At 64.2% G+C, this 13,662-nt stretch carries 12 protein-coding genes; 4 read left to right on the top strand and 8 right to left on the bottom strand.

Translation table 11 applies throughout. From position 1 onward, the window contains the following. Positions 1-19: 19 nt before the first annotated feature. Positions 20-493 (bottom strand): Lrp/AsnC family transcriptional regulator, encoded by a 474-nt coding sequence (locus KW845_RS03745; protein WP_218367823.1) that lies wholly within the window; start codon positions 491-493, stop codon positions 20-22. 91 nt (positions 494-584) lie between these two features. Here KW845_RS03745 and mdeB point away from each other — a divergent pair, with 91 nt between their 5' ends. The 3 genes from mdeB (at position 585) to KW845_RS03730 (ending at position 6,254) form a co-directional block, all read left to right on the top strand. Beyond that, entirely contained in the window at positions 585-3,290 is a 2,706-nt protein-coding gene (gene mdeB, locus KW845_RS03740) for an alpha-ketoglutarate dehydrogenase (protein ID WP_255592361.1), read from the top strand. 199 nt (positions 3,291-3,489) lie between these two features. Then, positions 3,490-5,781 carry an NADP-dependent malic enzyme gene (locus KW845_RS03735; protein WP_218367822.1) on the top strand — a complete coding sequence of 764 codons (2,292 nt, stop codon included), beginning with the start codon at positions 3,490-3,492 and terminating at the stop codon, positions 5,779-5,781. A 20-nt stretch (positions 5,782-5,801) separates the two neighbouring features. Beyond that, a complete protein-coding gene (locus tag KW845_RS03730) occupies positions 5,802-6,254 on the top strand; it encodes a DUF2214 family protein (RefSeq protein WP_218367821.1) in 453 nt (150 codons plus the stop codon). Between the two features lie 115 nt (positions 6,255-6,369). Here the strand turns inward: KW845_RS03730 and KW845_RS03725 are convergent, their stop codons facing one another. The 7 genes from KW845_RS03725 to KW845_RS03695 all read right to left on the bottom strand — a co-directional run bounded on the left by KW845_RS03725 (position 6,370) and on the right by KW845_RS03695 (position 12,193). Then, the gene (locus KW845_RS03725) at positions 6,370-7,680 is read right to left on the bottom strand and encodes a citrate synthase (RefSeq protein ID WP_218367820.1); all 1,311 of its coding nucleotides are present in this window, start codon (positions 7,678-7,680) and stop codon (positions 6,370-6,372) included. Positions 7,681-7,700: 20 nt separating this feature from the next. Then, positions 7,701-7,961, bottom strand: coding sequence for a succinate dehydrogenase assembly factor 2 (locus KW845_RS03720; protein WP_218367819.1), 261 nt, complete (start codon positions 7,959-7,961; stop codon positions 7,701-7,703). Positions 7,962-7,982: 21 nt separating this feature from the next. After that, complete coding sequence (locus tag KW845_RS03715) at positions 7,983-8,699, bottom strand: succinate dehydrogenase iron-sulfur subunit (protein ID WP_218367818.1); 717 nt, start codon at positions 8,697-8,699, stop codon at positions 7,983-7,985. A gap of 13 nt (positions 8,700-8,712) precedes the next feature. Continuing rightward, complete coding sequence (gene sdhA / locus KW845_RS03710; protein WP_218367817.1) at positions 8,713-10,491, bottom strand: succinate dehydrogenase flavoprotein subunit; 1,779 nt, start codon at positions 10,489-10,491, stop codon at positions 8,713-8,715. 3 nt (positions 10,492-10,494) lie between these two features. Further along, the gene (sdhD, locus tag KW845_RS03705) at positions 10,495-10,878 is read right to left on the bottom strand and encodes a succinate dehydrogenase, hydrophobic membrane anchor protein (RefSeq protein ID WP_218367816.1); all 384 of its coding nucleotides are present in this window, start codon (positions 10,876-10,878) and stop codon (positions 10,495-10,497) included. Further along, a complete protein-coding gene (gene sdhC, locus KW845_RS03700) occupies positions 10,879-11,292 on the bottom strand; it encodes a succinate dehydrogenase, cytochrome b556 subunit (protein WP_218367815.1) in 414 nt (137 codons plus the stop codon). A gap of 121 nt (positions 11,293-11,413) precedes the next feature. Next, positions 11,414-12,193 carry a GntR family transcriptional regulator gene (locus tag KW845_RS03695; RefSeq protein WP_218367814.1) on the bottom strand — a complete coding sequence of 260 codons (780 nt, stop codon included), beginning with the start codon at positions 12,191-12,193 and terminating at the stop codon, positions 11,414-11,416. 298 nt (positions 12,194-12,491) lie between these two features. On the opposite strand from KW845_RS03695, the gene KW845_RS03690 reads away from it, so the two are divergent. Further along, positions 12,492-13,481 carry a malate dehydrogenase gene (locus KW845_RS03690; RefSeq protein ID WP_218367813.1) on the top strand — a complete coding sequence of 330 codons (990 nt, stop codon included), beginning with the start codon at positions 12,492-12,494 and terminating at the stop codon, positions 13,479-13,481. The last annotated feature ends 181 nt before the right edge of the window (positions 13,482-13,662 follow it).

Raw genomic sequence — 13,662 nt, 5'->3', positions numbered from 1 at the left:
CCGGCGCCGGGCATGGCCCTCAGCCCAGCGGCAGCGCCGTCTGGTACTTGACCTGCTTCAGGGCAAAGCCCGAGCGGATGTTGCGCACCCCCGCGATGCGCGACAGCCGGCTCACCACAAAATGCTCCAGCCCCTGCATGTCGGGCACGACCACGCGCAGCAAGTAATCGGCGTCGCCGCTCATCAGGTAGCACTCCATCACTTCCGGGCACTCCGCCATGGCGCTCTGGAACCGCTCGAGCTCGGACTCGACCTGCTTTTCCAGGCTGACCTGGATGAACACATTCAGGCTCAACCCGAGTTGCAGCGGGTCGGCCAGGGCCACATAGCCGCGGATCACGCCGGCAGCCTCCAGCGCCTTGACCCGGGCCAGGCACGGCGAGGGCGACAAATGCACGCGCCGGGCCAGCTCGACATTGGTCAGGCTGGAGTCGGTCTGCAGGATAGACAGGATGCGGCGGTCGGTACTGTCCAGCGATGTCGGCATATTCATCTTTATAAATTCCTTTGCACGGTACATTATGCCGGCACACACCCCTATCCGGCGCATTTTCGATCACTCATGCCTGAGCGAAAGGGATAGCATGAGTGCTTCACCGGAGACCGTCCCGATCATGCACGACGCTGCGCCCGCCTTGCCCCAAGACACCGATCCCGCCGAAACCACGGAATGGCGCGAAGCGCTGCAATCGCTGGCCCAGGCATCCGGCACGCCACGCGCGGCCTATGTGCTGGACCAGTTGCTGGCCCAGGCGGCCTCGCTCGGCGTACGCGCCGCCGGGCAGACACGCAGCGCCTACCTGAACACCATTCCGCTGCGCGACGAACCGCCCTTCCCCGGCGACCTGGCCATCGAAGAGCGCATTGCCTCGATCAACCGCTGGAACGCCCTGGCCATGGTGGTGCGCGCCAACCAGGCGCATGGCGAACTGGGCGGCCACATCGCCAGCTATGCGTCGGCCGCCGATTTGTTCGAAGTGGGGTTCAACCACTTCTTTCGCGCTTCCGGCGCCGATTTCGCGGGCGACCTGGTCTACCTGCAACCGCATTCGGCTCCGGGCGTCTACGCTCGCGCCTACCTGGAAGGATTCCTGGGCGAAGACGAACTGGCCCACTTCCGCCAGGAAATCGCCGCCCGCGCACGTGGACTGCGCGGCCTGTCGTCGTACCCGCACCCATGGCTGATGCCCGATTTCTGGCAGTTCCCCACCGGGTCGATGGGCATCGGCCCGATCAACGCCATCTACCAGGCCCGCTTCATGCGCTACCTGGAACACCGTTCGCTGGCCCAGCCCTCCGACCGCAAGGTCTGGGGCATTTTCGGCGACGGCGAGATGGACGAGCCCGAATCCATCGCGGCGCTGACCCTGGCCGCGCGCGAGAAACTCGACAACCTGGTGTTCGTCGTGAATTGCAATCTGCAGCGCCTGGACGGCCCGGTGCGCGGCAACGGCCGCATCATCGACGAGCTGGAAACCCTGTATGCGGGCGCCGGCTGGAATGTCATCAAGCTGGTCTGGGGCGGCGACTGGGATGCCCTGCTCGCCCGCGATACCGACGGCGCGCTGGCACGCGCCTTCGCGGGCACCGTCGACGGCCAGTTCCAGACCTTCGCGGCCAATGACGGCGCCTACAACCGCGCCCACTTCTTCAACCAGAACCCCGAACTGGCGGCCCTGGTGGCCGACTGGACCGACGAGGCCATCGACCGCCTGCGCCGCGGCGGCCACGACATCGTCAAGATCCACGCGGCCTACCATCGCGCCGTGCGCCATCGCGGCCAGCCCACGGTGATCCTGGCGCAAACGAAAAAAGGCTATGGCATGGGCACGGCCGGCCAGGGCAAGATGACCACGCACCAGCAAAAGAAGCTCGACGACGAGGCCCTGCTGGCTTTCCGCGACCGCTTCGCGCTGCCTATTTCCGATGCCGACTGCCTGGCCCTGAAGTTCTACAAGCCGACCGCCGACAGCGCCGAACTGCGCTACCTGCAAGCACGCCGCGCGGCGCTGGGCGGCCACTTGCCGCGTCGCCGCACCGAAGCCCCCCGCCTGCCCGCGCCGCCGGCCGAACAATGGGCGCGCTTCGCCCTGCAGGCCGACGGCAAGGAAATGTCTTCCACCATGGCCATCGTGCGCATGCTGGGCGGCCTGCTCAAAGACGAAACCCTGGGCGGACGCATCGTGCCCATCGTGGCCGACGAAGCCCGCACCTTCGGCATGGCCAACCTGTTCCGCCAGATCGGCATCTATTCCGCGCAAGGCCAGTTGTACGAACCGGAAGACATCGGCTCGGTGCTGTACTACCGCGAGGCGCTCGATGGCCAGATCCTGGAAGAAGGCATCACCGAGGCTGGCGCCATTTCGTCATGGACGGCGGCCGGCACCAGTTACTCGGTCAACGGCCTGCCCATGCTGCCGTTCTATATCTATTACTCGATGTTCGGCTTCCAGCGCATCGGCGACCTGATCTGGGCCGCCGCCGACCAACGCACGCGCGGCTTCCTGATCGGCGCCACCTCGGGGCGCACCACGCTGGGCGGCGAAGGCCTGCAGCACCAGGATGGCTCCAGCCACCTGGTGGCGGGTACCGTGCCCAATTGCCGCGCCTACGATCCGGCCCATGCCTATGAGGTCGCGGTGATCCTCGAACACGGCATGCAACGCATGCTGGACAAACAGTGCGACGAGTTCTATTACCTGACCGTCACCAACGAAAACCTGGCCCAACCCAGCCTGCCCACCGATGATGCCCGCGGGGGCATCCTGCGCGGCATGCACCGCGTGCGCACGGCGCAAGACACGCCGCAGGTACGGCTGCTGGGCGCCGGCCCCATGCTGAACGAAGCGCTGCAGGCGGCCGAACGCCTGCAACAAGAGCACGGCATCCAGGCCGAAGTCTGGAGCGTGACCAGCTTCTCGGAACTGTCGCGCGACGGCCGCGCCGTCGAACGCGAACGCACGCTGGGCCTGGGCGCGCAGCCCTGCTGGATCGAGCAGTGCCTGCCCGGCACCGTGCCGGTGGTAGCCGCCAGCGACTACGTACGCGCCGTGCCCGAACAAATCCGCGCCTGGATCACCGCCCCCTATCGCACCCTGGGCACCGACGGCTTCGGCCGCAGCGATACGCGGGCCCGGCTGCGCGACTTCTTCGAAGTCAGCGCCGACTGGATCACGCTGCAGGCACTCGATCTGCTGGCCGCCACCGATGACAAGTTCGACGCGGCACGGCAGGCCCTGCGCCAAGCGCTGGGCACGTCCCAGAGAAAAGAGCCGCCCTGGCTGAATTGAACCGGCTCCCGCAACGTATCCCGAGTTCAGCCAGGATCAACCTGCGCCGCTGGCATTCGCTCACCCAGCCCTCGCCGACTTCGCTGCACCGCAGCAAACACACACTGCTACTTTCTGTTGAAATAGACCCCCTCGGGACGGGCCCCTCGGCGGCCCGTTTTCTACTTTGTCAGCCGTGCCGCAAAGGCCTCTCATCAGCATGGACGAAACTCTTACCAAACTGGCGCTCGACTACCACGCCTATCCCACCCCCGGGAAGATCTCGGTGGTTCCCACCAAGACCCTGGCCAACCAGGACGACCTGTCGCTCGCCTACTCGCCGGGCGTGGCCGCGGCCTGCATGGCCATCTTCGACAGGGGCGACGAAGCCGCGTCCAAGTACACCTCGCGCGCCAACCTGGTGGGCGTGATCACCAACGGCACTGCCGTGCTGGGGCTGGGCAATATCGGGCCGCTGGCCGCCAAGCCGGTGATGGAAGGCAAGGGCTGCCTGTTCAAGAAATTCGCCGGCATCGACGTGTTCGACATCGAACTGGCCGAGAACGACCCCGACAAGCTGGTCGACATCATTGCCGCGCTCGAGCCCACGCTGGGCGGCGTCAACCTCGAAGACATCAAGGCGCCCGAGTGCTTCTACATCGAGAAGAAGCTGCGCGAGCGCATGAAGATTCCCGTCTTCCACGACGACCAGCACGGCACCGCCATCATCTCGTCGGCCGCCATCCTGAACGGCCTGCAAGTAGTGGGCAAGAACATCGCCGAGGTCAAGCTGGCGGTGTCGGGCGCGGGCGCCGCGGCCATTGCCTGCCTGGACCTGCTGGTGCACCTGGGCATCAAGCGCGAGCATATCTATGTGGTCGATTCGCGCGGCGTCATCTGGGACGGCCGCGACCAGAACATGGAGCCCAACAAGAAGCGCTACGCGCAGAAAACCGACGCCCGCACGTTGGCGGATGTCGTGCGCGATGCCGACGTATTCCTGGGCTGCTCTACCGCCGGCGTGCTGACGGCCGACATGGTCAAGACCATGGCCCCCAAGCCGCTGATCCTGGCCCTGGCCAACCCCGAGCCCGAGATCCGTCCCGAAGTGGCGCGCGCCGCGCGTCCCGACTGCATCATTGCCACCGGCCGGTCGGACTACCCGAACCAGGTCAACAATGTACTGTGCTTCCCCTTCATCTTCCGCGGCGCCATGGATGCCGGCGCCACGCGCATCACCGAAGAAATGAAGCTGGCCTGCGTGAAAGCCATCGCCGAACTGGCGCAGGCCGAACAGAATGACGAAGTCGCGCATGCCTACGCGGGCCAGGAACTGTCGTTCGGCCCCGATTACATCATTCCCAAGCCCTTCGATCCGCGCCTGATCGTGCAGATCGCGCCGGCCGTGGCGCTGGCCGCCGCCGAGTCCGGCGTGGCCGCGCGCCCCATCGAAGACATCGAGGCCTACCGCCAGAAGCTGATGGGCTTCGTCTATCACTCGGGCCAGTTGATGCGCCCGCTGTTCGCCCAGGCCAAGAAGGCACCCAAGCGCGTCATCTATGCCGATGGCGAAGACGAACGCGTGCTGCGCGCGGTGCAAACCGTCGTCGACGAAAAGCTGGCGCACCCCATCCTGGTGGGCCGCCCCTCGGTGATCGAGATGCGCGTCGAGAAGGCGGGCCTGCGCCTGGTGGCCGGCCAGGACATCGAGATCGTCGATCCCGAAGACGACAGCCGCTTCAACGAAACCTGGAACGCCTACTACCAGCTCAAGGGCCGCGAGGGAGTCACGCCCGCCATCGCCAAGGCGATGATCCGCAAGCACAACACCCTGATCGGTGCCATGCTGCTGCGCCGCGGCGATGCCGACGCACTGCTGTGCGGTGTGGCCAGCAAGTACGACAACCAGCTCAAGTACGTGGACGAAATCATCGGCCGCAAGCCCGGCCAGACCTATGCCGCGCTGAACGTGCTGATGCTGCCCGACCAGACGCTGTTCATCACCGATACGCACGTCAACGAAAATCCGACCGCCGAAGAAGTGGCCAGCATCACGGTGCAGGCCGCCGAGGAAATGCTGCGTTTCGGCGTCATGCCCAAGATCGCCCTGCTGTCGCATTCGAACTTCGGCAGCCGCGTGACCGAATCGTCGCTGAAAATGTCGCAGGCGCGCCGCATCGTCGAGGCACGCGCGCCCGAACTCGAAGTCGACGGCGAAATGCACGCCGATGCCGCGTTGTCGGAAAAGATCCGCGTGCTGGCCTATCCCGACAGCAAGCTGAAGGGGCCGGCCAACCTGCTGGTCATGCCAAACCTGGACACGGGCAACATCACGTACAACATGCTCAAGATGACCGGCAGCAACGGCATCACCATGGGTCCCATCCTGCTGGGCGCGGCTCGTCCGGTGCACATCCTGACCACCAGCGCCACGGTGCGCCGCATCGTCAACATGACCGCCCTGGCGGTGGTGGACGCGCAGCAGGAAGCCGCTGAAAAGCGGTCCACGTAACCCGATCCGGAAGGTACGACATGCTGCAAGACGCCCTGCTCGCCTGGATCCACTACCTGGCCATCTTCCTGATGGTCGTGGCCATGACGGCGCAAACCGTGCTGCTGCGCCCCGCCATGGCCGATACCGTCGTGCGCAGGCTGGCCATCTACGACCGCCTGTACCTGGTCAGCGCCATCGCGGTGCTGGTTACCGGGCTGCTGCGGCTGATGCTGGGCGCCAAGGGTGCCGCGTTCTACATGGCCAACCCGTGGTTCCACGCCAAGATCGGCCTGTTCGTGCTGATCGGCCTCTGTTCGATTCCGCCTACGCTGGCTTTCTTGCGCTGGAACAAGCAGGCGCGCCAACAAGCCGGCTATGTGCCCGAGGGCGGGCAGATCAAGCATGCGCGGCGCTGGGTCATGGTGGAAGTGCACCTGCTGGTATTGGTGCCGCTGTGCGCGGCGCTGATGGCGCGCGGTATCGGCCTGTAGCCTCGCGCCGGCCCCGCGGCGCAACCGGCGCCGGGCGAATCCGCAAAAAAAAACCACGCTGGCGCGTGGTTTTTTTTGCCCGCACCGCCCGCATGGCGGACGGCGCCGTACAGGCTCAGCGCTTGTCCATGGCCGGCACGTCGCGGGTGACCGCCCCCGTGAACAGCTGGCGCGGACGGCCGATCTTGTAGTCGGGGTCCGACAGCATTTCATTCCACTGGGCGATCCAGCCCACCGTACGCGCAAGCGCGAAGATGGCGGTGAACAGTGCGGTGGGAATGCCGATGGCGCGTTGCACGATACCCGAGTAGAAGTCCACATTCGGGTACAGCTTGCGCTGCACGAAGTAGTCGTCTTCCAGGGCGATGCGTTCGAGTTCCATGGCCAGCTTGAACAGCGGGTCATTTTCCAGGCCCAGCGACTGCAGCACTTCCTTGCAGGTTTCCTGCATCAGCTTGGCGCGCGGGTCGTAGTTCTTGTAGACGCGATGGCCAAAGCCCATCAGGCGCACGCCCGAGTTCTTGTCCTTGACCTTTTCCATGAACTCGCCAACCTTGGCCACGCCGCCGTTGGCTTGCAATTCTTCGAGCATCTGCAGGCAGGCTTCGTTGGCGCCGCCGTGAGCCGGACCCCACAGGCAAGCCACGCCGGCCGAGATGGCGGCAAACGGGTTGGTGCCCGACGAACCGCACAGGCGCACGGTAGAGGTCGACGCGTTCTGCTCGTGGTCGGCATGCAGGATGAAGATGCGATCGAGCGCGCGCTCGACGACATCATTGACCTTGTACTCTTCGCACGGCGTGGCGAACATCATGCGCAGGAAATTGCCGGTGTACGACAAATCGTTTTGCGGGTAGATGAACGGTTGGCCTTGCGAATACTTGTATGCCATGGCCACCAGGGTCGGCATCTTGGCGATCAGGCGTATGGCCGAGACATGGCGGTGCTGCGGGTTCGTGATGTCGGTCGAGTCATGGTAGAACGCCGACAGCGCGCCCACCAGGCCGGTAAGCACGGCCATGGGGTGGGCATCGCGGCGGAAGCCCCGCAGGAAGAAATGCAGTTGCTCGTTCACCATCGTGTGGTGCGTCACCTGCGAATCGAAATCGGTCTTCTGTTCGCCGTTGGGCAGTTCGCCGTTCAGGATCAGGTAGCAGATATCGAGAAAATCGCAATTGACGGCCAGTTGCTCGATGGGGTAGCCGCGATACAGCAGTTCGCCCTTATCGCCGTCAATGTAGGTAATGGCCGATTCGCATGCCGCGGTAGACATGAAACCGGGGTCGAACGTGAACATGCCCGTCTGGCCATACAGCTTGCGAATGTCGATGACGTCCGGGCCGACCGTGCCCTTGTACACGGGAAACTCGATCGGCTGGGAGCCGTCCGAGAACGATAGAGTGGCTTTTTTGTCAGACAGGTTCATCGCTATTTCCTCACAATTAATCAGAGCTCACGCATTTTCTTGATGATGAGGCGCAGCTGCGGCGTATCCAGTGCCCCTTCGGGCTCTTTGCGCGCCAGCAGCAGATCGAGCAGATCGTTGTCGCCCAGCTCGAAAAGCCGGGTCAGCGCGTCCACATCGTCATCGGTGAGCTGCGTTTCGTATGCGTCCAGGTACCGGGTGATGATCAGGTCGTTCTCGAGCAGGCCTCGACGCGCCCTCCATCGCAGGCGCGTCCGATCCAGTTCAGTAAGACTGCTCATGTCGACCTCTGCACCCTGTTACTAGACAGTCCGGCGAACCATCAGTTCCTTGATCTTGCCGATGGCCTTGGTCGGGTTCAGGCCCTTCGGACAGACGTCGACGCAGTTCATGATCGTGTGGCAGCGGAACAGGCGATAAGGATCTTCCAGGTTGTCCAGGCGCTCGCCAGTGGCTTCGTCGCGGCTGTCGGCCAGGAAACGGTAGGCCTGCAGCAGGCCGGCCGGGCCGACGAACTTGTCGGGGTTCCACCAGAACGACGGGCACGAGGTCGAGCAGCAGGCGCACAGGATGCACTCGTACAGGCCGTCGAGTTCTTCGCGGGCCTCGGGCGACTGCAGGCGCTCGCGCTCGGGCGGCGGCGTGTCATTGATCAGGTAAGGACGGATCGAGTGGTACTGATTGAAGAAGTGCGTCATGTCCACGATCAGGTCGCGGATCACGGGCAGGCCGGGCAGCGGCTTGAGCACAATGGGCTCTTTGAGTTCGCGCAGGTTGGTCGTGCAGGCCAGCCCGTTCTTGCCGTTGATGTTCATGGCGTCGGAACCGCACACGCCTTCGCGGCACGAGCGGCGCAGGGCCAGGCTGTCGTCGACGTCGTTCTTGATGCGCACCAGCGCATCGAGCAACATCTTGTCGGTGGGCTGGAGTTCGACTTCCAGCTTCTGCATGTACGGGCGCTCGTCCTTGTCCGGGTCGTAGCGGTAGATCTCGAATTTGACGATTCTCTTGGTGCTCATAACGGCATCCTGCTTAGAAAGTACGCGCCTTGGGCGGGAAGGACTCGACCGTCAGGGGCTTCATTTGAACGGGTTTGTAATCCAGGCGGCCACCCTCGGAATACCAGAGGGTATGCTTCAGCCAGTTCTCGTCGTCGCGGGTCGGGTGGTCGTCCAGCGCATGCGCGCCGCGGCTTTCGTGACGGTTGGCTGCCGACTTGATGGTGGCGCGCGCCACTTCGGTCATGTTGGTCAGTTCCAGCGCCTCGATGCGGGCGGTGTTGAACACCTTGGACTTGTCCTTGAAATAGACATGCTCGGCCTGCTTGGCCAGGTCTTCGATCTGGCCCACGCCTTCGTTCAGCAGATCCAGCGTGCGGAACACGCCGCAGTGGCGCTGCATCGACACGCGGATGGCGTTGGCGATGTCTTGCGTTTTTTCGCCCGAGGTACGCGCTTCCAGCTTGGCGACGCGGTCCACGGAGAAATCGACCGCTTCCTGCGGCACCGGCTGGTGCGCATGCTGGCGCTCGGGGTGCGAATCGACGATGTGGTTGCCGGTGGCCCGGCCGAACACGATCAGGTCGAGCAGCGAGTTGGTGCCCAGGCGGTTCGCGCCGTGCACCGACACCGCCGCGCATTCGCCGATGGCGTACAGGCCGTTGACCACCTTGTTCTCGCCGTTCACGTTCGTGAGCACCTGGCCGTGGTAATTGGCCGGGATGCCGCCCATCTGGTAGTGGATGGTGGGCACGACCGGGATCGGCTCTTTGATGGGATCGACGTTGCCGAACTTGATGGCGATTTCGCGGATGGACGGCAGGCGCTTGTTGATGACATCGGCGCCCAGGTGGTCGAGCTTGAGCACCACGTAGCTGCCATCAGGACCGCAACCGCGGCCTTCCTTGATTTCCTGGTCCATCGAGCGCGACACGAAGTCGCGCGGCGCCAGGTCTTTCAGGGTGGGCGCGTAGCGCTCCATGAAGCGTTCGCCGTCTTTGTTCAGCAGGATGCCGCCTTCGCCGCGCACGCCTTCGGTGATCAGCACGCCCGCGCCGGCCACGCCGGTGGGGTGGAACTGCCAGAATTCCATGTCTTGCAGCGGGATGCCGGCACGCGCCGCCATGCCCAGGCCATCGCCGGTATTGATGAAGGCGTTGGTGGAGGCCGCCCAGATACGGCCCGCGCCGCCCGTGGCCAGCACGGTGGTCTTGGCTTCCAGGATGTAGATGTCGCCGGTTTCCATTTCCAGCGCGGTGACCCCGACCACGTCGCCGGCGTCGTTGCGCAGCAGGTCGAGCGCCATCCATTCGACGAAGAACTGGGTGCGGGCGGCGACGTTGCGCTGGTACAGCGTATGCAGCAGCGCGTGGCCGGTGCGGTCGGCGGCGGCACAGGCGCGCTGCACGGGTTTTTCACCAAAATTGGCAGTGTGTCCACCAAATGGACGCTGGTAGATGGTGCCGTCGGCATTACGGTCGAAAGGCATGCCGAAATGCTCGAGTTCGTACACGGCGTTGGGCGCCTCGCGGCACATGAACTCGATGGCGTCCTGGTCGCCCAGCCAGTCCGACCCCTTCACGGTGTCGTACATGTGCCAGTACCAGTTGTCTTCGCTCATGTTGCCCAGCGACGCGCTGACGCCGCCCTGCGCGGCCACGGTATGCGAGCGCGTGGGAAACACCTTGGACAGGACCGCCACCGACAGGCCCGCCTGGGCCAGTTGCAGCGAACAGCGCATGCCGGCTCCGCCGGCGCCGACGACCACCACATCGAACTGGCGGCGCGGCAATGAATTCATGACAGAGACCACGGCTTAGATACTCCAGAGGATTTGCGCGAAATAGACGATCGAACCGACCAGCCACAGGATGGTCAGCACCTGCAGCAGCAGGCGCACGCCCGTGGGCCTGACGTAGTCCATCCAGATGTCGCGCACGCCGATCCAGGCGTGCCACGCCAGCGCAAAGAAAAACAGCGTGGCCAGGATCTGGCCGACAGGCAGGGCATAAACGTGAAAGGTGAACAGCGCCTTCCAGTTTTCATACGAGAACGACGGCATGACCAGCAGGCCGACGATGAGCACCAGCGTGTACACGGCCATGATGACGGCGGTGATGCGCTGCGCGATGAAATCCACGACGCCGTAATGGGCGCCCACGACCAGGCGCTTGGGGCCAAAGTTCTTGGTGTCGGCCATTTACAGAGCTCCGAACAATTTAAGGGCGAACACGAGGGTCAGCGCCAGGCTGACACCGAAGACCACGCCGGCGCTCTTCTGGGCCGAGACCTTGTCGATGCCGATGTGCAGGTCCAGCACCAGGTAGCGGATACCGGCACAGAAGTGGTGCAGGTAGCCCCACACCAGCACCAGCAGCACCAGCTTCACCAGGGGGTTGCCCGCGTATTGGGCCACTTGCGCATAGCTTTCCGGCGAGGCCACGCTGGCCGCGAACAGCGGCAGAATGACCAAGGGAAGACAGACGAACAGCAGGGCGCCGCTGACGCGGTGCAGAATGGACAGTTTGCCCGCCAGGGGCAGGCGATAGCTGGCGATTTGCGCAATGCCAATATTGCGGAACTGCGGACGTGGCTTGGCAGCGGTGTCGGACATGACGGCCTCGGTGTTACGGTGCTAGGGATTCGTGACAACGAAATTAGGGTTGCCCTTGCAGGCAAACGCGCTATTTTCGCCCAGAGAACGGGTTGGTATCAAATCGTAGGAAAAAAGCTCATTAATTCAGGCTATTGCGATAATGGTAACGGTCAGTCAGGTAGAGGCCCCGGCGGACCTCCACCGGCCGGTCGCCATAGGTGTAGGACACGCGGTCGACCTGCAGCAGCGGCGTACCGGGCTCGACGTCCAGCAGCCCGGCGATTTCGGCGGGTGCCACGACCGCGCGGATTTTTTCGTCGGCGCGCACCATGCTGACGCCGAATTCGGTCTCGAACAGACCATACAGCGGCGCCTTGCTGGCGACCAGCAATTCAAGGGTCAGGCCGCGAAACACCGAACCGGGCAGCCAGATGTCGTCGATGACAGTAGGCCGGTGGTTCATGGAGAGCTGGCGGCGGATGGAGAGCACGGTTTCGCCGGCGCGCAGTTCCAGCGCGCGGGCAATTTCGGCCGGCGCGCGCAGGCGGCGGCACTCCAGGACGCGGCTTTCGGCGCGCCCGCCCTCGCCTTCTTCGTCGGCGGCCAGGCGCAGGAAGCGATAGCGCACGCGCGCCTCGTGGTGCGTGGCCACGAATGTGCCCTTGCCCTGCCGGCGCAGCAATAGGTGTTCGGCGGCCAGTTCATCGACGGCCTTGCGCACCGTGCCCTGGCTGACCTGGAAACGGCCCGCCAAGTCGATTTCGCTGGGGATGAGTTCGCCGGGCTTCCATTCACCGCGCTCGAGGCTCTGCACCAGCAGGTCTTTGATCTGGCGGTACAACGGACTGAAAGCGGCCCCTTCGCCCGCCGTGCGGGCGGCGCGATTGCGTGGTGCGGGATCGGGCCTGGGGTCTGCCATGGAAGTTATCGTAATCGTGCTTGTTCGGCTGCGAGGCCTGCGCAATAAGGCGCTGGCGCCGTCGAAGCGTCCGCGCAGCGGACGGGCATACCGGCAAACATGCCATTGTGGCACAACGCGGCCAGCGTTGTCCAACGTCTTATGTCTTATATAAGATATAAGAGCAATTGACGTATACGTAAATTCGATCTAGGATTCACAGCTATCTGCCGGCCCCCGGCGGCACGCCGAGGCGTGCCCAGCGATTACACTGATTGGCGAGATTTCTGTCTCACCGAACTCATTACGGAGAACCTTCATGTCCAAGCCCGCCATGCGTGTCGCCGTCACCGGCGCCGCCGGCCAAATCGGTTACGCCCTCCTGTTTCGCATCGCCTCGGGCGAGATGCTGGGCAAAGACCAGCCGGTCATTCTGCAACTGCTGGAAATCCCCGACGAAAAAGCGCAAAAGGCCCTGAAGGGCGTCATCATGGAACTGGACGACTGCGCCTTCCCGCTGCTGCAGGAAGTCACGGCCCACAGCGATCCGCGCACCGCCTTCAAAGGCGCCGACGTCGCCCTGCTGGTGGGTGCCCGCCCGCGCGGCCCCGGCATGGAACGCAAGGACCTGCTCAGCGTCAATGCCCAGATCTTCACGGCCCAAGGCAAGGCCCTGAACGACGTAGCCAGCCGCAACGTCAAGGTGCTGGTGGTAGGCAACCCCGCCAACACCAACGCCTACATCGCCATGAAGTCGGCGCCCGACCTGCCCGCCAAGAACTTCACCGCCATGCTGCGCCTGGACCACAACCGCGCGCTGTCGCAACTGGCCGCCAAGTCCGGCAAAGCCGTGGCCGACATCGAAAAGCTGGTCGTGTGGGGCAACCACTCGCCCACGATGTACCCCGACTACCGCTTTGCCACCGTCGGCGGCCAAAGCCTGTCCAAGCTGATCAACGACGACACCTGGAATCGCGACACCTTCATCCCCACCGTGGGCAAGCGCGGCGCCGCCATCATCGAGGCGCGCGGCCTGTCCTCGGCTGCCTCGGCCGCCAATGCCGCCATCGACCACGTGCATGACTGGGTCCTGGGCAGCAACGGCAAGTGGGTCACCATGGGCATCCCGTCCGATGGTTCCTACGGCATCCCCGAAGGCATCATCTACGGCGTGCCGGTTACCACCGAAAACGGCGAATACAAGCGCATCGAAGGCCTGGAAATCGACGCCTTCTCGCGCGAGCGCCTCGACTTCACGCTGAAAGAGCTGCTCGAAGAGCGCGACGGCGTGAAAGACCTATTGAAATAACCCCCCCGAAGCGCTACGCGCTTCCCCCCAGGGGGCGACGCTAGCGGACCGGCAAAGCCGGATCCGCGGCGTCCCCGCTCGGGGGCACCTGATTCACGCGTGGTGCCAGCCGCGCCGCAATAAATCTGTGTCTTTCCTTGCGGATTCGCCCGCTGGCGGCAAGGACCCAGACTTATTGCGC

This window comes from Bordetella sp. BOR01 (assembly GCF_019218885.1).
In the GTDB taxonomy this organism is placed as follows: domain Bacteria; phylum Pseudomonadota; class Gammaproteobacteria; order Burkholderiales; family Burkholderiaceae_B; genus Bordetella_A.
The sequence above is the reverse complement of the archived record's forward strand: the minus strand, read 5'-3'. Positions and strand labels throughout refer to the sequence as shown.